Source organism: Ancylothrix sp. D3o (genome assembly GCF_025370775.1).
GTDB lineage: Bacteria > Cyanobacteriota > Cyanobacteriia > Cyanobacteriales > Oscillatoriaceae > Ancylothrix.
Map to the genome: position 1 here is coordinate 62,583 of NZ_JAMXEX010000015.1, position 25,571 is coordinate 88,153.

At 44.3% G+C, this 25,571-nt stretch carries 23 protein-coding genes, 1 tRNA gene and 1 CRISPR repeat array; of the genes, 13 read left to right on the forward strand and 11 right to left on the reverse strand.

Features of this window, described 5'->3' with window-relative positions; all coding sequences use genetic code 11:
* Positions 1 to 82: 82 nt before the first annotated feature.
* From csx18 to cas2, 3 genes are read left to right on the forward strand one after another with little or no spacing between them, the layout of a single operon-like run.
* Positions 83 to 367, forward strand: a complete 285-nt coding sequence (csx18, locus tag NG798_RS20805) for a CRISPR-associated protein Csx18 (RefSeq protein ID WP_261225625.1) — start codon at positions 83 to 85, stop codon at positions 365 to 367.
* Entirely contained in the window at positions 367 to 1,356 is a 990-nt protein-coding gene (gene cas1 / locus NG798_RS20810; protein ID WP_261225626.1) for a CRISPR-associated endonuclease Cas1, read from the forward strand. The genes csx18 and cas1 overlap by 1 nt, the downstream gene beginning before the upstream one ends.
* Before the next feature lie 3 nt (positions 1,357 to 1,359).
* Positions 1,360 to 1,641 carry a CRISPR-associated endonuclease Cas2 gene (gene cas2, locus NG798_RS20815; protein ID WP_261225627.1) on the forward strand — a complete coding sequence of 94 codons (282 nt, stop codon included), beginning with the start codon at positions 1,360 to 1,362 and terminating at the stop codon, positions 1,639 to 1,641.
* Positions 1,642 to 1,824: 183 nt separating this feature from the next.
* A CRISPR array of direct repeats spans positions 1,825 to 4,495; the repeat unit is 36 nt; unit sequence CTCCCCACTCGCTGGGGAAATTAATTGAATGGAAAC.
* Positions 4,496 to 4,826: 331 nt separating this feature from the next.
* Here cas2 and NG798_RS20820 read toward each other — a convergent pair.
* Positions 4,827 to 4,901, reverse strand: a tRNA-Arg gene (locus NG798_RS20820).
* 425 nt (positions 4,902 to 5,326) lie between these two features.
* On the opposite strand from NG798_RS20820, the gene NG798_RS20825 reads away from it, so the two are divergent.
* The 3 genes from NG798_RS20825 (at position 5,327) to NG798_RS20835 (ending at position 8,312) form a co-directional block, all read left to right on the forward strand.
* Positions 5,327 to 5,998: an Npun_F0813 family protein gene (locus NG798_RS20825; RefSeq protein ID WP_261225628.1), complete on the forward strand. Its 672-nt coding sequence runs from the start codon at positions 5,327 to 5,329 to the stop codon at positions 5,996 to 5,998.
* A gap of 144 nt (positions 5,999 to 6,142) precedes the next feature.
* Entirely contained in the window at positions 6,143 to 7,192 is a 1,050-nt protein-coding gene (locus NG798_RS20830; RefSeq protein WP_261225629.1) for an SPOR domain-containing protein, read from the forward strand.
* A gap of 127 nt (positions 7,193 to 7,319) precedes the next feature.
* The gene (locus tag NG798_RS20835) at positions 7,320 to 8,312 is read left to right on the forward strand and encodes a hypothetical protein (protein WP_261225678.1); all 993 of its coding nucleotides are present in this window, start codon (positions 7,320 to 7,322) and stop codon (positions 8,310 to 8,312) included.
* A 250-nt stretch (positions 8,313 to 8,562) separates the two neighbouring features.
* Here the strand turns inward: NG798_RS20835 and NG798_RS20840 are convergent, their stop codons facing one another.
* The 4 genes from NG798_RS20840 to rsmI form a co-directional block, all read right to left on the reverse strand.
* Complete coding sequence (locus NG798_RS20840; RefSeq protein ID WP_261225630.1) at positions 8,563 to 8,778, reverse strand: LapA family protein; 216 nt, start codon at positions 8,776 to 8,778, stop codon at positions 8,563 to 8,565.
* Positions 8,779 to 8,851: 73 nt separating this feature from the next.
* Positions 8,852 to 10,288, reverse strand: a complete 1,437-nt coding sequence (locus NG798_RS20845) for a phosphoglucomutase/phosphomannomutase family protein (protein WP_261225631.1) — start codon at positions 10,286 to 10,288, stop codon at positions 8,852 to 8,854.
* A 161-nt stretch (positions 10,289 to 10,449) separates the two neighbouring features.
* On the reverse strand, positions 10,450 to 11,127 hold the full coding sequence (locus NG798_RS20850; RefSeq protein WP_261225632.1) for a hypothetical protein: 678 nt from the start codon (positions 11,125 to 11,127) through the stop codon (positions 10,450 to 10,452).
* 18 nt (positions 11,128 to 11,145) lie between these two features.
* The gene (gene rsmI / locus NG798_RS20855) at positions 11,146 to 11,994 is read right to left on the reverse strand and encodes a 16S rRNA (cytidine(1402)-2'-O)-methyltransferase (protein WP_261225633.1); all 849 of its coding nucleotides are present in this window, start codon (positions 11,992 to 11,994) and stop codon (positions 11,146 to 11,148) included.
* A 167-nt stretch (positions 11,995 to 12,161) separates the two neighbouring features.
* Here rsmI and NG798_RS20860 point away from each other — a divergent pair, with 167 nt between their 5' ends.
* The gene (locus tag NG798_RS20860) at positions 12,162 to 13,019 is read left to right on the forward strand and encodes a sugar kinase (protein WP_261225634.1); all 858 of its coding nucleotides are present in this window, start codon (positions 12,162 to 12,164) and stop codon (positions 13,017 to 13,019) included.
* Positions 13,020 to 13,107: 88 nt separating this feature from the next.
* Positions 13,108 to 13,671: a peptide deformylase gene (gene def, locus NG798_RS20865; RefSeq protein WP_261225635.1), complete on the forward strand. Its 564-nt coding sequence runs from the start codon at positions 13,108 to 13,110 to the stop codon at positions 13,669 to 13,671.
* Between the two features lie 67 nt (positions 13,672 to 13,738).
* On the opposite strand, the gene NG798_RS20870 is transcribed toward def, so the two are convergent.
* On the reverse strand, positions 13,739 to 14,245 hold the full coding sequence (locus NG798_RS20870; protein ID WP_261225636.1) for a heme-binding protein: 507 nt from the start codon (positions 14,243 to 14,245) through the stop codon (positions 13,739 to 13,741).
* A 148-nt stretch (positions 14,246 to 14,393) separates the two neighbouring features.
* Between NG798_RS20870 and NG798_RS20875 the strand changes: the two genes are divergently transcribed.
* Positions 14,394 to 14,945, forward strand: coding sequence for an alpha/beta hydrolase (locus NG798_RS20875; RefSeq protein ID WP_261225637.1), 552 nt, complete (start codon positions 14,394 to 14,396; stop codon positions 14,943 to 14,945).
* A 77-nt stretch (positions 14,946 to 15,022) separates the two neighbouring features.
* Here the strand turns inward: NG798_RS20875 and NG798_RS20880 are convergent, their stop codons facing one another.
* Positions 15,023 to 15,553 carry an orange carotenoid protein N-terminal domain-containing protein gene (locus NG798_RS20880; protein ID WP_261225638.1) on the reverse strand — a complete coding sequence of 177 codons (531 nt, stop codon included), beginning with the start codon at positions 15,551 to 15,553 and terminating at the stop codon, positions 15,023 to 15,025.
* Positions 15,554 to 15,980: 427 nt separating this feature from the next.
* Between NG798_RS20880 and NG798_RS20885 the strand changes: the two genes are divergently transcribed.
* Positions 15,981 to 16,844, forward strand: coding sequence for an SPFH domain-containing protein (locus NG798_RS20885; protein ID WP_261225639.1), 864 nt, complete (start codon positions 15,981 to 15,983; stop codon positions 16,842 to 16,844).
* A gap of 42 nt (positions 16,845 to 16,886) precedes the next feature.
* On the opposite strand, the gene folP is transcribed toward NG798_RS20885, so the two are convergent.
* The gene (folP, locus tag NG798_RS20890; RefSeq protein ID WP_261225640.1) at positions 16,887 to 17,744 is read right to left on the reverse strand and encodes a dihydropteroate synthase; all 858 of its coding nucleotides are present in this window, start codon (positions 17,742 to 17,744) and stop codon (positions 16,887 to 16,889) included.
* Between the two features lie 10 nt (positions 17,745 to 17,754).
* The gene (tpiA, locus tag NG798_RS20895; protein ID WP_261225641.1) at positions 17,755 to 18,480 is read right to left on the reverse strand and encodes a triose-phosphate isomerase; all 726 of its coding nucleotides are present in this window, start codon (positions 18,478 to 18,480) and stop codon (positions 17,755 to 17,757) included.
* Between the two features lie 294 nt (positions 18,481 to 18,774).
* Here tpiA and NG798_RS20900 point away from each other — a divergent pair, with 294 nt between their 5' ends.
* On the forward strand, positions 18,775 to 19,299 hold the full coding sequence (locus NG798_RS20900; RefSeq protein ID WP_261225642.1) for a hypothetical protein: 525 nt from the start codon (positions 18,775 to 18,777) through the stop codon (positions 19,297 to 19,299).
* A 157-nt stretch (positions 19,300 to 19,456) separates the two neighbouring features.
* On the opposite strand, the gene rppB is transcribed toward NG798_RS20900, so the two are convergent.
* Positions 19,457 to 20,824 (reverse strand): two-component system sensor histidine kinase RppB, encoded by a 1,368-nt coding sequence (gene rppB, locus NG798_RS20905; RefSeq protein ID WP_261225643.1) that lies wholly within the window; start codon positions 20,822 to 20,824, stop codon positions 19,457 to 19,459.
* A gap of 11 nt (positions 20,825 to 20,835) precedes the next feature.
* Positions 20,836 to 21,528 carry a two-component system response regulator RppA gene (rppA, locus tag NG798_RS20910; RefSeq protein ID WP_261225644.1) on the reverse strand — a complete coding sequence of 231 codons (693 nt, stop codon included), beginning with the start codon at positions 21,526 to 21,528 and terminating at the stop codon, positions 20,836 to 20,838.
* Between the two features lie 125 nt (positions 21,529 to 21,653).
* Between rppA and NG798_RS20915 the strand changes: the two genes are divergently transcribed.
* Positions 21,654 to 22,340 carry an efflux RND transporter periplasmic adaptor subunit gene (locus NG798_RS20915; RefSeq protein ID WP_261225645.1) on the forward strand — a complete coding sequence of 229 codons (687 nt, stop codon included), beginning with the start codon at positions 21,654 to 21,656 and terminating at the stop codon, positions 22,338 to 22,340.
* Between the two features lie 6 nt (positions 22,341 to 22,346).
* Positions 22,347 to 25,511: an efflux RND transporter permease subunit gene (locus NG798_RS20920; protein ID WP_261225646.1), complete on the forward strand. Its 3,165-nt coding sequence runs from the start codon at positions 22,347 to 22,349 to the stop codon at positions 25,509 to 25,511.
* The last annotated feature ends 60 nt before the right edge of the window (positions 25,512 to 25,571 follow it).

Sequence of the window (25,571 nt, forward strand, 5' to 3'; positions counted from 1 at the left end):
TTCCACAACTATTTTTAGTTTTACATATCAGGGTGTCCCTATTTTTCCGCACCCCTTTCTCAGAATCTCAAGGAGTTTGTTTATGTACGTCACTTATCGCGCTGCTGTGGTTCGTAATTTCTCTGTTGCTATGGTTAACGGTTCTATTACTTTGGTAATTTTGCTGATTGCACCAATGGGTTTAGCTGCGGTGATTATGAATACTTTTCTTGTCACGGTTGCTAGTTTTTTCACTTCCACTATTGCAGATTCTGTGGTACGTTTTTTGCAACCTTCTCGTGTTGATAATATCCATGCTTCTGTGGAAGAACAAACTAATTGGCCCACAATTCAGCATCGGAATATTAAAGAAATTGAGCGGCAATAATGCAAACGCTTTATGTTTCTCAGCAAGGTTGTTATGTTTCGCTAAATCAAGAATTGCTGGTTGTTAAGCAAGGCGAAACTGTCCAAGCAGAAGTGCAGTTACCTTTGCTGGAAATGGTGCTGGTTTTTGGCAATTCGCAAATCACAACGCAGGCTATTCGTGCTTGCTTGTGGCGCAATATTCCCATTGCTTATGTGTCTCGGATGGGTTTTTGTTATGGGCGAATTTTGCCAATTGAACGTGGTTTTCGTCAACTTGCGCGTTATCAGCAGCAGTTATTAGCTGTAGAACGTTTGCAGGTGGCTCGCTCTATTGTTCAGGCAAAATTACGCAATTCACGGGTGATTTTGCAACGCCAAAACCGGCGCCGTTCTTCTGATACTCTGAGCTTGGCGATCCAAAGTTTGGAGTATTTGATTGATAAAGCGGGGGAGGCTGATAATACTCAGCGTTTAATGGGGTTTGAGGGGGCCGGTGCTGCTCAATATTTCTCGGCTTTTGCTGAGTGTTTGGAGGGAAATGATTTTGTGTTTGCGGGCCGGTCTCGTCGTCCTCCTGGCAATCCTGTTAATGCAATGTTGAGTTTTGGTTATCAGATTCTTTGGAATCATTTGTTGAGTTTAATTGAGTTGCAGGGTTTAGATCCTTATTCGGCTTGTTTGCATGAGGGTTCTGAGCGTCATGCGGCTTTGGCTTCGGATTTAATTGAGGAGTTTCGTGCACCTATGATAGATTCGTTGGTAATGTATTTGGTGAATCGAAAAATGATGGATGTGTTGAATGATTTTGAGTACAAAAATGGGGGATGTTTTTTGAATAATTCGGGCCGCAAGAAGTTTTTGAAGGCTTTTTTGCGTCGGATGGCGGAGGAGATTGATACGGAGTCTGGTAAGCAGCCGAAGTGGGATTTGTTGAATCAGCAGGTGAAGCTTTTTAAGCAGTTTGTTTATGAGCCGAGCCGGTTGTATAAGCCTTATTTAATTCGATGAATCATGCTTTTTTATGTTGTGATTTACGATATTCCTTGCGATAAACGTCGGCGTAAGGTATTTAATTTGTTGGAGGGTTATGGTCAGTGGGTGCAGTACAGTTGTTTTGAGTGTGTATTGTCTGAGAAAAAGTTTGAGGAGTTGCGCCGCCGGTTGAAAAAACGGGTGAAGTTGGATGAGGATAGTCTGCGTTTTTATCCTTTATCTAAACATACTCGTGGTCAGGTGGAAACTTGGGGTGTTGGCCCTTCTGTTCGTGAGTTTCCGGGGTCGGTGATTGTTTGATTTTGCGAGGCTGGGGGTGATGGGGGTGGGATGACGTTTTCTCGTTGGGAGCCTCGCAGTTAGACGGGGTAAGGGTTTCAGGATTTTTGTTAGGAGGGTTATGTTGCAGCTTTTAGTGATTTTTAGTGAGCCTCGCAATCGGTGTCTGGACATCTTGCCGGTTATGGGTTTTAATAAGGGTACCTCCCCACTCGCTGGGGAAATTAATTGAATGGAAACCCACCGAGGCAGTGTCCTCTATGACTACTTCTCGGCTCCCCACTCGCTGGGGAAATTAATTGAATGGAAACTATTGAGGAAATACCCGGTGTACTCCTCAATATCCTCCCCACTCGCTGGGGAAATTAATTGAATGGAAACTAGAAGTTAATTCTTCTAGGCTTATAGGTTTATTTAGTACACTCCCCACTCGCTGGGGAAATTAATTGAATGGAAACAGTGTCCCCGTTACCATCAAGAACTTTCCAATCAGTTAGCTCCCCACTCGCTGGGGAAATTAATTGAATGGAAACCCAATTACACTTAACTAAGCCTCCTGTGTAATGTTGGATGTAACCTCCCCACTCGCTGGGGAAATTAATTGAATGGAAACAGCCAAGGAGGTAACATGTCCTTTACAGAATCCCAGTTGGAGTCTCCCCACTCGCTGGGGAAATTAATTGAATGGAAACTGTGTAGGTTACCTCGAGGTAACCATTTTCAATCTCGTAAGGTAATTGTTGGGCCTCTCCCCACTCGCTGGGGAAATTAATTGAATGGAAACGCTTTATTAACCTTGAAGAGATGCTTTACCTCCTGAAACTCCCCACTCGCTGGGGAAATTAATTGAATGGAAACTCATATAGAAGTAAGGTGTTCTCTTCCTTCACCTCCGCTCCCCACTCGCTGGGGAAATTAATTGAATGGAAACGTAGCTGTGGCTATTGCCACCATTCCAACACCATAGGCTCTCCCCACTCGCTGGGGAAATTAATTGAATGGAAACCCTAACTTAGCCTGAGCTTGAGCCATCCCATTAGCCTTCATAGCCTGGAGTTCAGCTACTCCCCACTCGCTGGGGAAATTAATTGAATGGAAACGCCATTGAGATGTAATTAGCCTCTAATCCAGGGTTTCTCCTCCCCACTCGCTGGGGAAATTAATTGAATGGAAACCGAGTTTGGCATACACCCATTTAAATAAGTTATCCCTCCCCACTCGCTGGGGAAATTAATTGAATGGAAACGTTCTAATACTTTTTTCTGAATTTGGATATAGGCAACTGTCCACTCCCCACTCGCTGGGGAAATTAATTGAATGGAAACGCATGGTACTCGTGTGTTGTGTTGTTTGTTATTACCTCCCCACTCGCTGGGGAAATTAATTGAATGGAAACAGATTAAGACATCGGCTTTTTCATTTAGATATTCAGAAACTCCCCACTCGCTGGGGAAATTAATTGAATGGAAACGGTAGAGTTCAAATGAACTCCGGTATAGAGTTTCCCTCCCCACTCGCTGGGGAAATTAATTGAATGGAAACTCCATTAGGGTCAAGGACATCAAACGTGGTGTCTCCTTCTCCCCACTCGCTGGGGAAATTAATTGAATGGAAACTTAGCTCCTAAACCAAGACGTAGTTCTAGAATCACTCTCCCCACTCGCTGGGGAAATTAATTGAATGGAAACTTCTAAGTGATGTAATAATCCTTAGGAGAAATCTCAACTCCCCACTCGCTGGGGAAATTAATTGAATGGAAACATCTAAGGTATGCTTACCTACCTTAATCTCATTGAACGGCTCCCCACTCGCTGGGGAAATTAATTGAATGGAAACTGATTGATAAACATGTCTGTTTCCCCTAAGGTTTGAGTCTCCCCACTCGCTGGGGAAATTAATTGAATGGAAACTGAGGGAGTATGGGCTCGTTGGGTTGATGAAGAGATCTCCCCACTCGCTGGGGAAATTAATTGAATGGAAACACTCCATTGACTTTAGAGCCTCCAACCTTTACTCCTACCTCCCCACTCGCTGGGGAAATTAATTGAATGGAAACTTTTGCAAAGTTAGTATTTCCCGGCAATTAACTCGCGGACAGACCTCCCCACTCGCTGGGGAAATTAATTGAATGGAAACTGGCAACTTCTCTGGGTTCGTTGTTTTCGTAATTCCGCTCTAGTTTGGGCTCCCCACTCGCTGGGGAAATTAATTGAATGGAAACCATGCGATAACATGTATAAAGTTGATATTCCTATGGCTCTCCCCACTCGCTGGGGAAATTAATTGAATGGAAACGGTAAAGGTATCTCTCTCGCCATATAGAAATGAGTACTCCCCACTCGCTGGGGAAATTAATTGAATGGAAACATTTACCAGTTCCAGTCGGAAAACAATATAAAAAACTCCCCACTCGCTGGGGAAATTAATTGAATGGAAACAAAAAATACTGGTGCTGCATTAGGTGTTGTGGCATCTCTCCCCACTCGCTGGGGAAATTAATTGAATGGAAACCCAAAGATTTAATATATAGAGAAGTTAAAACCTTATCGTCTCCCCACTCGCTGGGGAAATTAATTGAATGGAAACATGAGGGCTTGGTCTACTCCACTGCGGTCTGGGTTGACTCCCCACTCGCTGGGGAAATTAATTGAATGGAAACGTATAAGTTTGTCACTGAACTAAATTATCGTTGTCTCCCCACTCGCTGGGGAAATTAATTGAATGGAAACCACACCGAATGAATCGTCGACAATCTCCCAGTATTTCACCTCCCCACTCGCTGGGGAAATTAATTGAATGGAAACGCCTCATGGCAGTTATGGACGTCGACATAAGGGATCTCCCCACTCGCTGGGGAAATTAATTGAATGGAAACTAATCTAAACTGGGTAAGTCACCCGTTCGAGCCCAGTTTTATCCATTTAATAATATCTACATAGCACTGCAATATCTCCAACCCAACTAATTTAGTGGAATGATATAAGCTATCAGAAAAGATACCAACAGACCATTGGTAAGTGTGAAATTCTCAATGTAATTTTCCTTTTTAGACTCTTTTGATCAACAAAAAAATCAGGCAGGCCACCGGCCCAAGTCTGGACAATAGCGAAAAATTGTCAGCATTAGACAAAAGCCAATTTTGTGTATTTGCATACAAAAAAAGGCCCACTAAGGCCAAAAAACATAAAAATTTAACTTTTAAACAACCCCCCAGGTAGGACTCGAACCTACGACTCTCGGTTTAGAAAACCGATGCTCTAATCCGGCTGAGCTACTGGAGGAGGATTAGGCGAAATGTGGACTAGGCTTAGATCCCCATTGCAGTTGAGATAGTGGTCAAACCTTAAACAGACATCCAAGCCACCAACTGCAAAATAGACCGCCCAAAAAACAATAATACATTAAGATGTCGTTTAAGACGACTAAACTTATGATATCAAAATTGTAACGGTGCTGGCAGCAACAGGCAAGCCGTCGGGCCAAACTTTTCCTTTACAACAGAGGTGCAAGTGTCTACAGAATAAATGTACACTAAAAACCAGATCCGAAGCGCATGGATTGAGATAGGGAGTTAATTAGCACTTCCGTAGTGAGCCGGCTTGCCTCCCTACTCAGGCATTCTGCAAACTCGAAACCGTCGCTGTTGTGATGACCATGTAGCCCCACAGCAACAACCAGGCTCAGACAGGACTCAAGTGGCATAGTCATGTTTATTCTCAAAAGGCAGGATGTTGACATTTCTACCATTCAACACCCTAAAACTGGCCAGCCAGTTCCAATTCTCAACTATCAGGGCCAAACCTTTCGGCTTATCCAAGTCTTCCCCGCCAAACAAGAGGAAGATGCCAAAGCCTTTTGGCGGGACTTAACCGATAACAGAGGCAAAGCTTGTGTACTGCTCGAAGAGCCAGATCGGTTTAGCGTCTGGGGAAAAATCCGCATAGAGCAGCTAAATGAAGAAGGGGCCGGCGGGGGAGTCACAGTGGCTCCATTTTTCGTGCAAGCCTGTCTTTTGCTGCTGCAAGCGCTTTACTTTGAAATAGAGGACTTATTGGGGGCTCGTCAAGCAGGGTCGTTCCAAAAAGAAATTACCAGCGTCTTTCAACAATGGAAATTTCCGCAGGCAGACTCAGCCAGTGCTGTCAACCAGCTATTGACTGTCGATCCGTTAGATAATGGCCAGATCCCCTCCTGGCAAGAGCATCACCTGAATACCTTACTGCAAGAACTGCATCGTTTGGGAAAGCAGTATTTTGGCAACGTCAGCTTTACAGTGCGAGTGATGGATGCCTTGCAAGATATGCCAGACTCAGAGCGCAAACAGTTTATCAGTTGGTTGAACCAAACTCCGCTGGGACGACTGTGGACGCCAGGTTAAAGAATAATTTACAAATTCGCTTGAGGCCGGTATATCCCACCCTTGAACCTAAACACACTTGTCAAAAATTCTGATCGCCAAACCGGCCTCAAAGCGAATGCCCAAAGCCCTCAACAAATGCTATTTATACCTGTTTAAATCCTTATGAGCAGCACATCAGACAAATCTACCTCGCCTCAACAATCATTTTTGTCAGCCCAGACGCTGGTGATCGCCGGCCTAGTTTGGGCTGTGCTGGCATTGCTGTTTTTTTTACTGTTTAGCGTTCCCGACGCCAGCGGTGAAAAACCTTTGTGGTACGTTATCGGTACCTATATTTTTGAGTGCGGCGCCCTTTTAGCAGCAGGACTTTTGTGTTTAAGAAACTGGCGCAGCCCCCAAATCGTTAGCGGACGCAATGTCTGGCTGGGTATTGGTTTGGGCGTTTTGTCCTATTTTGTTGGAAACTTGCTTTTTGGTTGCTGGGAGTTGGTGTGGGGTCTTGATCCCGATGTCTCCTTGGGTGATGTGTTCTACATCATCAGCTATTTGTTGCTGGCTTGGGGAATGATTTTAGCGGTGATTTCCAGGCGTTTGAATCTGGAGTTATGGCAGTGGGCTGTTTTGGTGGGTATCGCTGCCGGTGGCATTGCTTTGGCCGTTTGGGTGGCTACTCCGGCTCAAGAACCGGCTGCCAAACCTGCAACGGCAGTCGTTTCGACTCTGCAAGACAAAGCAAAACCGGCCCAACAAGCTAAAACTCCCGCCAAAGCCCCAACAGTTAAACCGGCCACAACTAAGCAACCGACAACCGCCAAAGCTGCCCAAAATGCACAACCAGCCGCAGAAGAAGAAATTACAGCCCCAGGCTGGGTATTGGGGATTGACAAGTTCCTCGAACCCTATGCCTACCCCGTTAACTTGTTCTACATTGTCGGCGATGTATTTTTGTTGATTATTGCCACAGCCTTGCTTTTAGCCTTTTGGGGTGGCCGGTTCTCTAATTCTTGGCGGATGATTGCGGCAGCGGCTTTTTCCTTGTACATCGCCGATATGTGGTTTAAATATGCCGAAACCCGCTTTCAAGGCGACTACCAAAGCGGCAGTCTTTTGGAGGTGTTTTTTGTATTCATGGGTGTTTTGTTTGGGATCGGAGCCGTTTTAGAGTACGATATCTCAACCCGATCTCGCCAAACAAGGCGCAAACGAGGGTAAGGCCAATCTAAAAAGCATAAAATAGAAATGATTTGTCCTGGCCTTAACTGGCCCGGACTTTAAAGTGTCTATCCCCCTGGCAAATGTTTCCACTCTGTTTTTGTTTTTCCTGCGTGGCGAGCGTGGCATGACTCCCAGAAAATTATCTGACTCTGACAAACGCGAGATTATTGACCTCTACCGGCAGCCTGGTGAAACAACCGTAACGCTGGCTTCCCGATACGGCGTGAGCAATTCAACGATCAGCCGTATCCTCAAAACCAGTTTTTCGGAAAAAGATTATGCTGTTTTGGTTCAGCAAAAACGGGATGCTCGTTTTTCGGGCCACAACCAGGAAGAGGGTTCTGCGGAGGTTGCTTCACCGGCACTCCCTGAACTAGAACCGGAACCGCTGCCCACTCTAAGCGCCTCGAAAGTACGGCGGCGTTCTTCTGTGACAACGCCCGCACAAGGCGTTTCATTGCCCGTTAAAGCCAGAGTTTCTGATGATGGCGATGATGCGGACTCAATCGTAGCGACAGGTTTGGTGGGAACTCAACTAGAATTGCTCGATCCGTCCTATTTCCAACCCTCGGAAATAGGCAAGGGGGATAGCTTTGCTCAAAATTCCTCACAAGCAGAGGAAGGCAGTGTACTTAATGAAATGCTGGCTTCTGACTTGCTCAACTCGGAAGATTTCTCTGATTTAGATGAGGATGAGGCCGGTCTTGACGAGGACGGCGATGAGGATGAGGATGATTTCAACGATGAGGATGAGGATGAGGATGATTATGATTTGCCCTCTCCTGCGGGCCGGTTTCGCGCCACCGGCCAAGTCCGCGTTTTACCTCTGGCCGAAGCTTCTCTGCCAAAAACTTGTTATTTAGTGGTAGACCGGGCCGCCGAGTTGATTGTTCGGCCTTTACGCGATTTTGGCGATCTCGGTCAAATTCCGCCGGCTGAAGTGCTGCAAAAAACTTTGCCGGTTTTTGATAACCATCGCGTTGCTCGCCGCTTTTCTAACCGCAGTCAGCGGGTGATTAAAGTTCCCGATGGCCGGATGCTTCAAAAAACTAGCTCTTATCTTTATGCCAAAGGCATTACTAGGCTTTTGATAGATGGCCAGGTTTATTCTCTTTAGTTGTTTTTTGGTTTAATTTATTTCCCCATCTTTGGGGATTTTTTTTGGGAATTTGTACTTGACAATTTTAGCGAAATATGGTAATTGATCGAGCCGATTTTGATGGGATCTTTTTGTGTGGAAGGGTTTTTTTTTAACCGCATCCTATAGGCAGGCAGGATGCCTGCCCCACTACAGATAAATGCAGATGTAGAGACGTAAGGCGCGGAACGTCTGTATTTATTTTTTAAACCGGATAGGGTATCAAGTTTTATTCTGACTGGTTTAAAAGCAGTTGGGCAAAGGCTCCAGCGAGCAAACCGGCACCGGCACTGAAGGCTAAAACTACCCCCACCGGCATCTGGATCGATTGCCAGCTTAAGAATTTTAAAGAAACTCCTGTGGCATTTTGGACGGAGAGGATGGCAACCCCCACCAGCCAAAGGGCCACAATAACAGAAGTTATCAGCGGAAAAATCGGTTTCATAAAATCAGGTTGTAGGTGTTTATAGAAACCGGGTTTCTTAAAAAAACCCAGTTTCTAAAAATGATGACAAAATTTAAACAGCAGCCGGTGCAAGCTCATTAATGACGCGCTGCATATATTCAGCCACTTTTGCTTCTTTTTCCGGCGAGTTGGTTTCCATATAAACACGCATTAGCGGTTCAGTTCCCGACGGACGCAATAATACCCAGCTTCCCTCTTCTAAATAAAGTTTAATGCCATCTTTGCGGCCTAATTCTTTAACACCAATTCCGGCAATTTCTTTAGGCGGATTTTTGGTAAAGGAGTCGAGGACGGCTGCTTTGTGGGCATCTTCTAAATGCAGATCCAGGCGTTTGTTATATAAAGGCCCACCGGCTTCGCTGATCGCTTCTTCTACTAATTGAGAAAGCGGTTTTCCTTCATAGGCAATTGCTTCTGCTACTAGCATATCGGCTAAAATTCCATCTTTTTCTGGAATATGCCCAATCACACTTAAACCGCCTGATTCTTCACCACCAATTAAAACGGCTGTTTCGCGCATTTTTTCGCCGACATATTTAAAACCAACGGCGGTTTCATAAAGAGGTAATCCGTAGGTGGCGGCGAGATTATCTAACAGGTGAGTTGTGGCAACAGTACGGACAATTGCACCGTTTTTGCCTTTGTTTTTGACGAGGTGGCGGGCAAGTAATAGCAAAATTGTATTGGGGGTTAAAACATTACCCAATTCATCGACTACGCCAAACCGGTCACTGTCGCCGTCGGTGGCTAATCCTAAGTCGGCTGCATCTTTTTTCACGGCTTCAACTAATCCTACCAATTGCTCGCCTTTTGGTTCTGGCATTCCGCCGCCAAAAAGCACATCGCGGTGGGTGTTAAAGCTTTCTGTTTCGCAGCCACAATGCTCTAATACTGTGTCAAGATAGCCGCGTGAGGTGGAGTAAAGGGCATCATATTTGACTTTAAGCTGGGCGCTGCGGATGCGTTCTACGTCAATGATCGTATAGAGAAATTTTAGATAGTCGGGTTTGGGGTCGAAGCTGCTGATTTTGCTGGAGTTTTTGCCGGTTGGTGGGGCGTCGGAGGAGGTTTCTATCTTACCCACGATGGCGTCGGTGATTTCTTTGGTGGCTGGGCCGGCATAATCGGGTATATATTTGATGCCACAGTAGGGCGCTGGGTTGTGGGAAGCTGTGAACATCAGGGCGCCGGCGGAGTTGAGGTGTTTGGCGTTGTAGGCGATCACCGGCGTCGGGCAATCTCTGTCTACTATCTTGACATTCCAGCCGTTATCTGCTAAAACTTCGGCGGCGGTACGGGCAAATTGGTCGGCTAAAAAACGGGTGTCATAGCTGACTAATACGGGCCGGTCTTTTGTGTAGGCGGTTTCTAAGTAGCTGGCGATGGCGCGTGTTACTTTGCATACGTTAGCAAAAGTAAAATCGTTGGCGATGAGCCCGCGCCAGCCGTCGGTTCCAAAGACAATTTTTCCTGTGTTGACTGCACTCATCTGTTGCCACTCCCTTTGTTTTGTTTTAATACTACCTGATGGTTGTAATTTGAGGGCGTTGGTTTTGAAATGTTTGGAAAAAAGTTTTTTGGGACTATCGGTTTGGCTGTCCAGTCAGGTGTGTTTGCGCTGACTGGTTTGGTATAATTTATTGCTGCCGGTTATTTACATTCTTGTTGGCGACACGTTACCATGATGGCGCGAATTGTGGCTTGGGAGTTATATTTATTGGTTTCGTGATAGTCTCCGCCTACTTTTGGATAAACGCCGGCTAGGGTTCCGTTGTTGGCATTTCCCAGGAGAAACATTAGGTTTTTTGGTTGGTTGGCAAAGTTAACTATTTCTCGGCCTTCGTTGTCTATGTTATAGGATAATTTTGGTTTTCCATAAACTTTTTCGGCTTCTTTAATTAGGGTTCCTGCGCTAATGTTTTTTTCTGTTTTGTAGCCTGGATTTTCTGTTAATAAAAGCGTGATGGTGTCGTTGTCTTTGAGGGGTTGGCCGGCTGGGTATAAAATATAATATTGTATTTTTCCGCCTTGGCTAACTTCTATGGCGTCAAAGTCTACGATGTAGGGCGATTTTGTTTGAAATTTAGCCATAGATCCCAAATAGGTTTTGAGTTCTTTTAGCGTCATTCCAAGTTTGGCTGCGCCTATGCTTTTTGGGGTTATAGGGTTGTTTTGCAGGGTTGGCGGGTTGGGGGGACTGTTGGGTGGTTTGGGGGTTGTTTGACTGAGGATGCTTTCTGGTGGCGGTGGGGGTGGTGTTTGGGTGGTGGCTTGGTTGCAGCCGGTGAGGGTAATTAGAGTTACGATTAAAGGTAGTAGCTTTTTCATGGTTTTTTTTTGGGTGATTTAAAGGCTTAATGCAATTTGATAAATTTGTCGTTTGGGTAAGTTGATTTGTTCCGATAAATATTTGCTTGCTTGTGAACGCGACATTCCTTGATTAAGCAAGGTTTCTAATTCGGATTTTATAGTATCTTCTGATATTATTGTTTCTTCTTCTTCCCTTCCAGAAATCACTACGGTGTATTCGCCTTTTGGGTTTGTTTCTGTTTGATAATAGGCTATGGCTTCGGCAATAGTTCCGCGCCAAAATTCCTCAAACATTTTTGTTAGTTCTCTGGCTAAAACAATTGGGCGTTCTGGTTCTAAAACTGTGGTTAAGTCTTGTAGGGTTTGTTGTAATCGGTGGGGTGCTTCGTATAAAATTATAGTCCGGGGTTCTGTTTTTAAAACTTGAAGTCGTGCTTGCCGGTCTTTGGTTTTTGTTGGTAAGAATCCTTCAAAAATAAATCGGTCTGCGGGCAATCCTGAAACGCACAAAGCGGTAATTGCTGCGGTAGAACCGGGAATTGGAATAACATTTAGTTCGGCTTCTATACAAGCTTTCACAAGTTCATAACCTGGATCGGAAATTGCCGGCATTCCTGCATCTGTAACTAAGGCTATTGTTTTGTCGCGTTGGAGAATTTCTAATAGTTCTGGTATGCGTTCGTGGCGGTTGTGTTCGTGATAGCTGATTTGGGGTGTGGTAATTTGAAAGTGTTGTAAAAGTTTGCCGGTGTGTCTGGTGTCTTCGGCTGCTATTAAATCGACGTTTTGTAAAATTCGGACGGCGCGAAACGTCATGTCTTCTAAGTTTCCTATGGGTGTTCCTACAATATAAAGTGTGTTAGGTTTTAAGGGGTTTTGGGTCATTTATCATTTTTTTATGGTTTGGGTTATTACATTATAGCACAAATTTATGGGATTTTTAAACCGCAGATGAACGCAGATGAACGCAGATAGGTTTTTTGTTTTAAGGAGGGTTAGGAAGAAAAAGGGGGCGAAAATATTAGGTAAATTTAAAGGATGAGGATAGAGGGATGAAGCGAGGGATTTTTGCAGGGTTGGTTACTTTGGATTTTGTTTATTTAACGGCGGATTTTTTATCAGCAAATCAGAAGGTGGTGGCGCTTGATTCAACGGTGGCGGCTGGGGGGCCGGCTACTAATGCGGCGGTTACTTTTTCTTTTTTGGGAAATGAATCTATTTTGTTAGGTGGGGTGGGGAAACATCCTATTACTCAATTGATTTTGGCTGATTTAAAGTCTTGTGGTGTGGAGTTGATTGATTTAGATTCGCAACGATTGGAAAGTCCGCCGGTTTCTTCTATTATTGTAACTCAATCTACGGGGGAAAGGGCTGTTATTTCAATTAATGCTACGAAATCTCAAGTGAATGGGTTAAGTATTGAGGCTGAGATTTTAAATAATATTGATATAGTTTTGGTGGATGGTCATCAATTAGAGGTAGGCGAAAAAATTGCTGGCTTTGCTAAAAATAAAAATTTGCCGGTTGTGCTTGATGGGGGTAGTTGGAAACCTGGTTTGGAGAAGCTTTTGCCTTTGGTAAATTATGCCGTTTGTTCGGAAAATTTTTATCCGCCTGGATGCAAAAATGTGAAAGATGTGTTTGCTTATTTGGCGGGGGTTGGTATTTTGAATATTGCTGTGACGCGGGGTGAAAAATCAATTTTGTATCACACAGCAAAGGGGAAAGGTGAGGTGTGTGTACCGTCTATTAATGCTGTGGTTGATACTCTTGGGGCGGGTGATATTTTTCATGGTGCTTTTTGCTATTATATTTTGCAGGAAGGTTTTATCGAGGCGCTGGAGTCGGCGGCAAAAATTGCAGCCTATTCTTGTCAGTTTTTTGGGACACGCCGGTGGATGGATGAGTAAAATTTGATAAACAAGCTAAAGGTAGTAGCGCCGGCGTTAACAAAATGTCACAATAGAAGTAAAGGTCAAACGCGAAAAACAATAACCCATGAGTGCTGACGTATTGGTTGAGAAGAAAAAGTTAGAGAATCCCCCCTTGGAAATTCATCAGATCGGGGATCGGGTGTTGCGGATGAATGCCAAGCGCATCGCTAAGGTAGATGCGGAAATTAGGCAGTTGGTTCGAGAAATGCTACAAACGATGTATAGCGCTGACGGTATTGGTTTGGCGGCGCCGCAAGTGGGTATTCACAAACAATTAATTGTTATAGACTGCGATCCAGAAAATGCGGCAAACCGGCCTCTGATTTTGATTAATCCGGCGATTAAACAAATCAGCAAGGAGTTGTGTTCTTATCAGGAAGGCTGTTTGAGTGTTCCTGGGGTTTATATGGATGTGCTTCGTCCCGACGTAATTGAGGTTTCTTATAAAGATGAATTAGGCCGGCCTCAAACTTTGAAAGCTAGTGGTTTATTATCTCGCGCTATTCAGCATGAAATGGATCACTTGAATGGTGTTTTGTTTGTGGATCGTGTGGAAAATCAGCTTGCTTTAACTGAAGAATTACGCAAGCGTGGTTTTTCTCACCGCGATGTTAAAATTATTTCTTAAAATTTGATAAAGGGTTGGGTTGAAAAACCCAATCTTTTATCAAGTTGGGATTTCGGGGGCTTGGTTTTTATTGCATCAACTCTACAGGAATTTGTACCTCGCTGCGCTTCATTGGTTCGGGTGTCATGGGAGAGTTATAAAGTAGCCGTCGCGGTGGGCCTACTATGTTATATTCGGGGTGTTGATGCAGCCAATTTTGCAATTCTTGCAGAGTGCTTTGATAGTTTTCCCAACTGTAAGCGCCTTGAATTCCGGCACTAATTACAGTCATGGCTGGATAGTCTGTAACTTTTACATTGGGGTCAATTGTTTGAGGGTTAATGTTTGAATTTGGATAAAGAAAGGAAACTTCAACGGCTGTCTTTTGTTCTAAATAACGGGCTTCTACCGGCGTGGTCATGGCAATTTGATTGCTGCTAATATGTTGGTAGAGGGGGTCAAAAGCGGCTCTTGTTGCATATTGCGGCTGGCCGGTGTGTGTATAGGTGACAGCGCGATATTCAGGGTAAAACTTTAATTCAATGATGCCATCTTCTGTAGGTGGCGGAAATCCAATCGGTAAACCGGCCGGCATAATGTTATGGGGTAGAGGTGAGTAGGGAAGACGGAATTACTGAAATTACGCCTTAGTTATTATTTAATACCATACTTAAGGAACAAACAGGCCGGTGCTAAATTCGATAAAATCACTTATGAATCACAAAAGCGAGAATTTAAAATCTATGAAAACGCTTAGCTGGTTGACTGGCAAATTTCCAAAAAAAACGCAGTCATGGCTGATGAAAACGCTATTGCTGGGAATGGTTGCGGGAGGAGGTATTTTTGGGGCTGGAATGCCGGCTTTTGCAGCAGATACTTTAATTGTGAAGTTAGGGCCATTTCAACATCAAGTGCCGGTGGAAGATATCGAACGTTATGCGGAAAGTGGCGAAGTTTCTGAAAGCCTTAAACCTTTTGCCTATATGTTGACACCGGATGTGAAGAGAGCTTTATCAGAACGTTTGGAAGTTAACCGAGAAGAAGCCGATAAAAAGCTGCAAGAATTGTTTAACTCTCCCTCTGGTGAGCGAATTGAACAAGCGGTTAAAATTGCCTTACCTGGAACAAGTTTAGAACAACTACAAGGTGCCGTTTTGCTGGCTGCGGAAATGGCAAACCAAGTCAGTGTTCCCACTGTTTTACGAGCTTTACCAATGGAAACTGTTACGCTTGATGCGAGTGCTTTGGTGATGGTTATTTCAAAAATTAATTTGCCTGATTTAAGCACTCCCTAAGAAAGTTTTATGGCTCGTCTGGTAGTGTTATCAACCTCTAGTTAAAAGTCCCCTGTGGGGACTTTTTTTATGAGGAGTTATAAACTTGGGGTTACGCCAGTTTCGGCAAGGGTTGTTTTTTGGATAACTTCTGTATAACCCATGCCTTCAGCAATTTGCCGGAAAATTGAAATTTGATCTTGAAATTCCATTCCTTCAATTTGCTGCAAAATGTTATTAATTCCTTCGGATGCTTGATAATTATCTGGAATATCTACAACGGTATCGCCCATACCTTGCGCCCAAGCATACCACACCACTAATTGATTATTTGCACTCAGCGCTCCATAAGCACGAGAATATTCTGTAGGTTCGCGGTTGACAATGGCTCGCATGACGTTTAATTGCTCATCGTCGGACAGTTCGTAAAAATCTCCTAGCAAAATTGGGGCGATTTCTGGCTGCGCTGCCTGGGGTGCAGCGGGGGTGATAGAATCTCCCATTTGTTCATAGATATAATAAAGCAAAGCCAGTTTATCATCGGTGTTGAGAGCTTGAAAATTTTTAACGAATTCTTGAGAATCGCTGCTCAAAACATGAGACGCTCTGGGGCTGTGAGATCCCTGCATAAATTAACTCCGTAATTTGCTTTGGTTGTATTTTATACTTTCTTCATTTAATGGTTATTTCTTAATGCTTGAATCTTCCATAAGACAGATTTAACTTTTATTTTTCCAAACCTCTATCGATGGTGCATATTTCTCAAGATAGATAAGGAGGAGTTTTAATTTGATATTAACTCTTCCGGCTTAAGAGCCAACTCTCCTCAAACATAAAAAATGAAATATTTCCTATCTTTTTAATTATTTTCCCCCTTTCGTCAAGCCGGTAAAAGCCCCTTGAATTTTCTCAATAACGGGGTTAATTTTATTTTTTGAAGGGTTAACCCCTAAAATCTAAAATTCTTAAAGCCGGCTCTCAGTCTACAGCTTTGGCATAAAATAAGCTTGGTTGCTACACTTTAAGTAACTTGCGCCGACTATAAGAGGTTTCAGTATGGAAACAATTGTTGCAATTCTTGTCCCGATTATTGGTATAGCCTTTGGTTTAGGCGTGCGATCTGTCAAAATAGTTAGCGAAGAAAACCAAGCACTTGTAGAACGATTGGGCAAATTTCACACAAAACTTAATGCCGGTCTTAATTTCGTTAATCCCCTCATTGACCGCGTAGTTTTAGAAGATACTCTCAGCGAACGAGTATTAGATATTCTTCCCCATCAAGCCATTACTAAAGACAATGTTTCTTTGACAGTCGATGCCGTAGTTTATTGGCGAGTTATTGAATTACAACTGGCTTATTATAAAGTCGAAAACATTGAAGAAGCTTTAATTAATTTAGTTGTTACTACCATGCGCTCACAAATTGGCGTAATGGAATTAGAAACCACTTTTTCTTCACGAGAAGATATTAATAAACAACTCTTAAAAAAACTCGATGACGAAACCGAACGCTGGGGAGTAAAGGTGATGAGAGTTGAAGTAAAAGATATTAAACCGGCACCAATGGTTTTAGAAGCATTGGAAATGGAAAAAGCCGCCGAAAGTCGAAAACGAGCAGCAATTTTAGAAGCAGAAGGAACCGTAGAAGCGATGAAAAAACTCGCTGATGCACTGCGAACTCATCCCAGTAGTCGGGAAGTTTTGCAATATTTGGTAGCCCAAAGATATGTGGATGCAAGTGAAAGATTAAGCGAAAGTCCGAATACAAAAATAGTTTATATGAGTCCTGAACCGATGGGAAAAACCTTTGGAGAACTGCTACAAAATGGCGGTATGGATGGGGGACAAACCCCACCTCCCCCGGCACCGCCCAATATCAACTCACCAAACCAACCCAACCCAAATGGCAGTTCCAGCTAATCATTTATTCTTCGCAAAAACTCGCCGATCAGCAGTTACCAATCAGCGAAATATTGCATCAGCAACCCGCACCACATCCCGCATTTGCTGCACATCATGTACTCGCACAATATCCGCACCAAAACAAACCGCAGCACTACAAGCAGCAGCAGTACCCCAAACGCGATCTTTCGGGTTCGGTTTATTTAAAATATGACCGATAAAACTTTTCCGAGAAGGGCCGGCCAAAATTGGACAACCCAACCCAGCAAAATCGCCAAGCCGGCGAATTAACTCTATATTTTGGCTGTAATTTTTAGCAAAGCCAATCCCCGGATCTAAAATAATATGAGAACGAGGAACACCGGCATCAAAAGCCGCCCCTATTCTTTGCGCTAAAAACTCGTAAATTTCCCCGATTAAATCTTGATAATCGGTTAATTTCTGCATTGTTTGTGGCGTTCCCCGGATGTGCATTAAAATAATCGGAACCCCCAACGCCGCAACAGTTGACAACATTTTCTCATCAAAAGTTGCCCCCGAAATATCATTAACAATATCCGCACCACTCTCTATCGCAGCCTTAGCAACTTCTGAGCGTGTTGTATCCACAGAAATCGGCACATCAAAACCGCTATTGCGTATCGCTTTAATCACCGGCAAAACGCGATTCAATTCTTCAACCAGAGAAACTTCTTCCGAACCCGGACGAGTTGATTGTCCACCAATATCGAGAATATCCGCACCGCTATTTATAAGTTCTTCTGCTTGAGTCAATGCTGTTTCTAAAGAATTAAAATCACCTCCATCACTAAAACTGTCAGGCGTGACATTGAGGACACCCATAATATAAGTTTGTTCGCCCCAATTAAACATCTTGTTGCGAACTCGTAATTTTTTTGTGTCCTCTGTCTCACCCATAACTCGTCACCTATTTATAATTAACAATTCGCCCAAAACTGGCCGGTTCTAAACTCGCACCGCCCACCAAGACACCATCAATTTCTGGCTGAGCCATGATTTCATCAATGTTATCAGGTTTAACCGATCCACCGTATTGAATGGAAACGTTAGAATTGCTAAGTTTACTGCGAATTAAACCTATTACACGATTAGCTTCTTTTGACTCACAAGTTTCGCCGGTACCAATAGCCCAAATTGGCTCATAAGCGATGACAAGATTTTGCTGATTTACCTCTACGAGGTCTTTTTCTAACTGACTGAAAATATGCGCTTCGGTTTCACCATTATCGCGTTGTTGTTTGGTTTCGCCAACGCACAAAATAGGAGTTAGGCCGTGTTTTTGAGCAGCTTTGAGGCGCTTATTTACAGTTTCGTCAGTTTCGCCAAAATATTGCCGGCGTTCGCTATGTCCAATTACAACATAACGCACCCCAATTTCTAGCAACATAGGGCCAGAAATTTCCCCAGTGAAAGCCCCTGCATCTTCCCAGTGGACGTTTTGGGCACCCAGCATAATACGAGAACCGTGCATACTCCCACTGAGAGTGCTAAGGTCGGTAAAAGGAGCGCAGAGCACGATTTCCCTATTCTCTGGGGTATCGTTGATTTGGGGTAGAAACCCTTGCAAAAACGACCGCGTTTCTGCCTGAGTTTTGTACATTTTCCAATTGCCGGCTAGAACGATTTTCCTCACAGTTGTACTACAGGCATTTTGCCTGTTATATGAACTACAAAAATTGCACCCTTTAGTTTAAGGCTTTTTGCGGCACAAATCGATACCCAGATTTTTGATTCCAACTTAGATGGGTATTTCTTGATTTTTGTCAAGATAAAAATCCATCTTTTTTTAAACTCTTGAGGGGTCTTACCCTACTACAGGATTTCGGCGTAACGGTTGAAAATTGTAGTAATTAATCAATACTTTTCCTGATTGGGGGATGGGCTCAGGTATTGGAATACGGGTTATATCTCTACCGGCTAAGTTTTTATGACACAGCCAAATTTTCGAGAACAGGCTTTGCAAGGCGATGCTAAGGCAATTTCTATATTGTTGAATTTTCAGCTACAAATTCACGGTCTAACAGCAGAAGCTAATGTTAAGGATGGTTGTTTGCATATTTTTCTGACATCACCGGCAACTGTCCCAGATCGGCAAAATTGTTTAGAATTTATCCGCCAAGAAATTACCGACTTAGAACCGCAGTCTATTGAACGGGTCAAGGTTTACGGATATTTAAAAGGCAAAAAAGAGCCGGTTTGGTGTCAAGAGTTTGGTTTAAAATTTGGCGCTTATTCGATGTTAATTGCCTCGCAAGCGCAGGATAATAATTCGCGGTTGAGTTTACCGGCATCCCAAGAAGAAGAAACTCCACCACTTAGCAAACAATTTCAACGCTGGCCTTTTGTTGTCGCCGGAATTCTTATTTCTATTTTAGTGATTTCTGGCTTGGTTTTTGTTGGGGAAAAGTTTTTGCAGCAACAAAGCGGAAATTTTGAGAAAATTCAAAAGTAGGTTGGGTTAATTAACCCAACATCCAGCGCTTAATTTACGGTTACAAACGGTCTAGGTAGGTTGTTAAATCAGAGATTTGCTGAAAATCTCAAAGCGCTTCTCCATTTCCTAAAACTGGCATCCGATCTTGCTACAATAGTTGCAGCAAAATTAACGCTTATTTAGGTTCAGGCAAATGGACAATGAATTGACTGCCTTTTCCTAATTCGCTAGTGACAGTAACCGTACCGCGATGAGCTTGTATAATTGCTTGAACAATTGCTAATCCTAATCCAGTTCCGCCTGTTTTACGAGAGCGATCCCCATCAACCCGATAAAAACGTTCAAAAATGCGAAATAACTCAGTAGATGCAATCCCAATTCCCGTGTCTTTAACCGTAATCACAGCAGAGCGATCACGGCTTTGCAAAGTAATGTCAATACATCCTCCAGAAGGAGTGTAGTGAATTGCATTTGCAATTAAATTAGATACTGCTCGATATAGCTGCTGCTCATTTCCTAAAACATAAATTGAATCAACAGGAACCTCACTAAATAACTTAATTTCTGCTGCAACAGCAAGTTCTAAAAATTCCTCTGATAAATCATTGATCAAATCATTTAAACAACATAAGTGGAACTGTTCGGAAAATGTATTTTGTTCCAAATTGCTCAGTAATAACAAATCATTGACTAAGTAACTTAAACGCCGTCCTTGCCGCTCAACTGTATTTAACATCGCATAGATATTTTGGGAATTAGACAACGGTACACGCAATACAGCTTCTACCGTTGCCAAAAGACTAGCAAGAGGAGAGCGGAGCTCGTGAGCAGCATCCGCAGTAAATTGTTGTTGTCGCTGGTAAGACAAATAGATTGGTTTCATTGCCAACCCTGAGAGCCACCAACTAGAGAGAGCCACCACAAACAAAGCAAGGGGAAAACCAACCATCAGAATCCAGAGAATTCGCTGATTTTCAGCATCAAACGGTGCAAGAGTTCGCCCAACTTGCAAATATCCCCAAGAGGGATGAACATTCGAGTCATAGAATCGCTGATGTACACTCGCACTGTGCAGAATCGTCGTGAATTGGTGATAGCGAATTCCGTCAGCAGTGCGAAATGTTTGCCAAAGCTCTCTGTTTAAAGTGTTAGGAAGAGAGGGAGGTTGATTCGGGGAAAAAGCAAGGAGTTTGCCGCGATAATCAAACAGACGAATATAGTAGGTGCTGCGATCACTAATGCCAATCGTGTGACGCTCAATAAGCGTTGAATTGCTGTTGCAGGGTTGCTCAGCCAGGCAAAGTTCAGGAAAAACCTGTTGCAAAACAGGCGTTGGATCGCCAGAAGCAGGCAACATAGGTTCGAGACTATCATGCAGCGTTCCAGCAATTGACTCAATTTCTCGCTCTAGCGCTGTCCAGTTTGACTGCACCAAAGAACGATACATTCCAAACCCAGACAAACTCAAAATTACACCCATCACAGAGGCATACCAGAGGGCTAAACGAACCCGGCTGCGGCGAAACAGTTGATGACTGTTCATTGTTGCAATTTTCATACAGATGTATTGAAACGATAACCCTGACCAGGAATCGTCTCAATAGGGCAGGTACATCCATAGCTGGCGAGTTTCCGCCGCAACAATCGCATCTGAGCAGCGACAACATTACTAATAGGTTCTTCTTCTAAATCCCACAATTGATGTCGAATTTTGCTGCCTGCAATAATCCGATCAGGATTTTGCATCAAATAGGTAAGAATCTGAAATTCCTTAACAGTTAATGGGATGGTTTGAGGTGGTTGAGTATTGGTAACAGACAAAGCATTATTGGCATAATCGACACTAAAAAAACCAACTTGAAGATTTTGGGGTTGAAACTGGGGCGAGCGCCGCTGAAGAGCCCGCAGTCGTGCTAGCAATTCTTCCATCACAAAAGGCTTCACCAAATAATCATCCGCCCCAGCATCTAACCCTTTGACTCGGTTTTCGGGTTGCCCCAGCGCAGTAAGCATCAGCACAGGTAAAGTTTTTTGGTGCAATCTCAGTTTTTGGCATAGCTGCAAACCTGACATCTCAGGAAGCAGCCAATCAACAATAGCCACCGTATAGTCTGTCCACTGACTTTCCAGACAATGCCATGCCTGAGAGCCGTCAAGCACCCAGTCTACGACATATTTTTCACTAACCAGAACTTGCTTAATTGCCAGCCCTAGATCCGCTTCATCTTCCACCAACAAAACACGCATTGTCTTTTGAGATAAACCACGAGCTTGATTTTATCTAAGCCTTCATCATTTCACCTGATTTTCACCGGCCCTTTGTTAAACTGTGGTGAATTTTGTTGAAATTTCCCGTGTTGTGAGGAGAGATTATGAAGCCTTTGTCCCTGATTGGTTGTGTGCTTGCTGCTGGTTTGGTGGTTGCTACCCCCACTGTTACCTATGCTCATGTAGGACATGGTGATGAATTCCAGGCAGAGGGAGGAATTAACCGCGTGCCGGTCAACTCTCAAACCGACCAACTTATGGGGATTATGGTGACGCCGATTAAGCCAGCTACAGATGGTAGCACTGCGATTCTAGTTCCCGCCACAGCACTGGTGGATGCCGATGGTAAACAGTTAGTCTTTGTCCAGTATGAAAATTTTTATGAGCCGGTTCCTATTACCACCGGCACAACCAAAGGCGAACTAATTGAAGTAACTAACGGGTTATCAGTTGGTGAAAAACTCGTCACTCAAGGCGGTTTATCTTTGTATGCAGAGTCGCGTAAAACTCAAACAGCCACAGCATCACCTAGCCCCGTTGCTTCTAAACCTGCTACAACCACTACGGATACTGCCCATGCACAGGCAGATGCACAGGGTATCCCCCACAGCCATGATAAGGCCGGAAATTTAGTCGCTTCAGCGGAAGCTACTCAACAGCCCGGTAATTTTCCGAGCGGGCTTTTAATCGCTCTAGGAGGGGGAATCGCTTTACTGGTTGGAGGGTTAGCCGTGATAGCCGATGGTCGTAAAAAAAAGAATTCCTTGTCTAACAAAGAAGAAAACTTATAACCTAAGATGCTGAAATCCCTTCTCAATCAAACCCTCAAAACTTCGATTGTTCAGCGATGGCTCATTGTTGTGGGTGCCATTTTAGTGACCATCTGGGGCATATTCACCATCACCCAAATGCCGTTAGATGTATTTCCCGAATTTGCACCGCCTCAAGTCGATATTCATACCGAAGCATCAGGACTTGCTCCCGAAGAAGTTGAGGCGCAAATTACAGTTCCCATTGAAACGGCGGTCAATGGCTTACCTGGTGTGACGCTCGTGCGATCATCCTCTAAGGTTGGCCTATCGATGGTACAGGTAGTTTTCGATGAGGATGCCGATATTTACAAAGCGCGACAATCGGTTACAGAACGACTCCAACAGATCACAAATCAGTTACCCGAAGGCGCACACCCCCCAGAAATTTCGCCGCTCGTATCGCCGTTAGGAACGATTTTACAATATGCTTTCACCCTCAATGGGAAAGGGCAAACTTCCCTAATGGACTTGCGCCGGCTGGTCGAAACAAGCCTCAGCAATCAAGTTCTCTCGGTACCAGGCGTTTCTCAAGTCACCATCTACGGGGGAGATGAACGACAGGAACAAGTGCTGATTGATCCGGCAAAGTTGCGAGCGCTGAACGTTTCTCTCACCCAAGTCACCGACGCAGCCAAAGGTGCAAACTCCAATGCACCGGCAGGCTTTCTGATTGGTGGAGGTCAAGAGCTACTAATTCGTGGGATGGGACAGGTGCGATCAATTGAAGATTTGCGCCAGTCTGTCGTGAAGGTTGAGAACGGCAAACCGATTTTGCTGCAAGATGTGGCAGAGGTCAAAACCGGCTCAGCCCTCAAGCGGGGAGATGCCAGCTTTAATGGTCAGCCTGCGGTGGTTTTGATGATTAACAAGCAGCCCGATGTGGATACACCCACCGTCACCAGAGCCGTTGAAGAAGTTATGCGATCTTTGCAAAAAACCTTCCCAGCGGATGTGCAGAGGTTGCTGACCTTCCGTCAAGCCAATTTTATTGATACTGCCATTCGCAATGTCGGCAGTTCTCTGCTCGAAGGCATTGTAATTGTCTCAGTCGTTATGCTGCTGTTCTTAATGAACTGGCGTACTGCCCTGATTACCTTAAGTGCGATTCCCTTATCGCTGTTGATTGGGGTGATGCTGATGAAAGCCTTTGGACTCGGCATCAATACCATGACCTTGGGAGGTTTGGTCGTGGCATTGGGGGGCTTTGTCGATGATTCAATCGTTTATATGGAGAACTGCTACCGCAAACTTAGAGAAAATCAGGCCCAAGGGCATCCGATTCCGCCGTTTAAAGTCGTGTTTGATGCTTTTGTAGAGGTTCGATTGGCGGTTGTCTTTTCAACGGTGATCATTATTGTGGTGTTTGCGCCGATCTTCAGCTTGACCGGCGTGGAAGGAAATATTTTTGCCCCGATGGGCTGGGCTTATTTGCTTTCGATAGCGGCTTCTCTTTTTGTAGCAATGACTCTCACTCCGGCAATGTGTGCGATTCTGCTGGCAAATCGTCCTCTACCCCTGGAAAATACGTTTGTTTCTCGCTTAGCACAACGGCTTTATCGTCCGTTGCTCGACCTGTCGCTGCGAGCACCGCAAATCATTTTGGGTGTTGCACTAGCGTCTCTGGTTGCGGCGTTTGCAATCGTTCCTTCGCTGGGACGGGTTTTTCTGCCTGAATTTCAGGAGAAATCAATGGTTAACTCGATGGTTTTGTTTCCTGGTGTTTCACTGGATATGACAAACCGGGCTGGTATGGCATTGTCTAACTCGCTTAAAGATAATCCGCTTTTTGAGTGGGTGCAAGTCCGATCCGGACGTTCTCCTGGTGATGCTGATGGGGCCGGTGTCAATATGGCGCACGTCGATGTAGAACTGAGTGACCTGGCCATGAAAGACCGGGAAGCCAGCATTAAGCAACTGCGGGAATCGTTCAACAAACTGCCGGGGGTGGCATCTAATATTGGTGGGTTTATTTCACACCGCATGGATGAAGTGCTGTCTGGGGTGAGAAGTGCTATCGCGGTGAAAATCTTTGGCCCTGATCTCGCTGAACTGCGTCGCATTGGCGAACAGGTGCGTGATGTGATCAAACCGATTGCTGGGGTGGTTGATTTGCAGCTTGAACCTCAATTACCGATTCGTCAGGTACAAATTCAATACCAACGCTCAGCAGCGGCTCGGTACGGCTTGAGTATGGAGGCAATTTCAGAGATTGTTGAAACAGCGCTTAATGGTCGTGTTGTGTCGCAAGTGCCTGAGAATCAACAACTGATTAATATTGTGGTGGGCTTACCAGAATCGGCTCGCAATAATTTAGATGCGATTCGTGGGATTCCGATCTCTACACCAACGGGCCAAGTGATACCCCTGAGTACCGTCGCCAAAGTAGAGTACGGCATGGGCCCCAATGTTGTGAACAGAGAAGATGTTTCGCGGCTGATAGTTGTTTCAGCAAACGTAGCAGAACGTGATCTCGGTAGTGTGGTGGGCGATATTCAATCCCAGATTCAGAAAAATGTCCAATTGCCCAATGGTTACTTTATCCAGTACGGCGGACAATTTGAGGCTGAGCAAAATGCCGCTAATAATCTGTTAATTTTTAGTATTCTGGCAGCAGTTGTAATTGCGGTGTTGATGTTTTTCTCGGTTCAGTCTTTGCCTGCCACAATCGCTATTATGCTCAACTTACCACTTGCATTAGTTGGGGGTATTGTTTCGATTCTTTTTAGTGGGGGTGTGATGTCTGTTGCGTCCTTAGTTGGTTTTATTACTCTGTTTGGGGTTGCCGTTCGTAATGGTTTGTTGCTGGTAGATAACTACAACAACAAGTTTGCTCAGGGAATGCCTATTAAAGATGTGATTGTGAAAGGCTCACTAGAACGAATTGATGCGATTTTGATGACGGCACTCACCTCTGCTTTGGGAACTTTGCCGCTAGTGCTGGCAGGCGGTTCTGGTAACGAAATTCTGCAACCGTTGGCAATCGTTGTTTTTGGTGGTTTGTTTACCTCCACTGTTTTAACTTTGCTGGTGATTCCTGCGCTTTATAGCAAGTTTGGTAAGTGGTTGATGCCTAAACAAAAAAACACCACTATTGATGCTGGTTTTGTAGTAAACGTGAAACCGCAATCAACGGTAATTTCAGAGCTATAACAGGTTGGAATTTTACTAAAAAGTGAGCGTTTATCTCAATTGGGAGACGCTCACTCTTCA